This window comes from Caulobacter sp. GW821-FHT12A07 (genome assembly GCF_058807655.1).
The window spans coordinates 1-983 of sequence record NZ_JBXAQX010000023.1 but is presented as its reverse complement, the minus strand read 5'-3'; the positions used below and the strand labels follow the sequence as shown (position 1 = coordinate 983).

The following is a 983-nucleotide window of genomic DNA, read 5'->3' as shown; positions in this document are numbered from 1 at the left end:
ATCTCGAAGGCGTCGCAGAACCGCACGAAGCGGGCGGCCTTGCGGGAGCTGTCGATGTCGAGCACGCCGGCCAGCACCTGCGGCTGGTTGGCGACGATGCCCACCGTTTGCCCGTCCATGCGGGCGAAGCCGCAGACGATGTTCCTGGCCCACTCGGACGAGATCTCGAAGAAGTCGGCCTCGTCGACGATCTTCAGGATCAGCTCCTTCATGTCGTAGGGCTTGCCCGGATCGGTCGGGACCAGGCTGTCGAGGCTGGCCTCGGCGCGGTGCGGGTCGTCGAAGCTGGGTCGGATCGGCGCCTTCTCGCGGTTGGACGAGGGCAGGAAGTCGATCAGGCGGCGCACCTGGGTCAGGGCTTCGAGATCGTTCTCGAACGCCCCTTCGGCCACGCCCGACTTGGCCGCATGGACGCGGGCCCCGCCCAGTTCCTCGGCGGTGACCACCTCGTTGGTGACGGTCTTCACCACGTCCGGACCGGTGACGAACATGTAGCTGGTGTCCTTCACCATGAAGATGAAGTCGGTCATGGCGGGGCTGTAGACGTCGCCGCCGGCGCAGGGACCCATGATCACGCTGATCTGTGGAATGACGCCCGAAGCCAGGGTGTTTTCGAGGAAGATGTCGGCATAGCCGGCCAGGCTGTCGACGCCCTCCTGGATCCGCGCCCCGCCGGCGTCGAACAGGCCGATGATCGGCGCGCCGGCCTTCATCGCCTGGCGCTGGACCTTGACGATCTTGGCCGCGTGGGCACCCGACAGGCTGCCGCCGAACACCGTGAAGTCCTTGGAGAACACGAACACGACCTTGCCGTTGATCGTGCCCCAGCCGGTCACCACCCCGTCGCCGGCCACCTTCTGCTCGGCCATGCCGAACTCGGTCCCCCGGTGCTCGACGAACATGTCGAACTCCTCGAACGAGTCCTCGTCGAGCAACAGGTCGATCCGCTCGCGGGCCGTCAGCTTGCCCTTGGCGTGCTGGGC

At 66.6% G+C, this 983-nt stretch carries 1 protein-coding gene; it reads right to left on the bottom strand.

Annotation, left to right across the window (positions count from 1 at the left end):
* A partial coding sequence (locus AC1RRS_RS24865; protein ID WP_492857501.1) for an acyl-CoA carboxylase subunit beta occupies nucleotides 1-983 on the bottom strand: 983 nt, incomplete at both ends.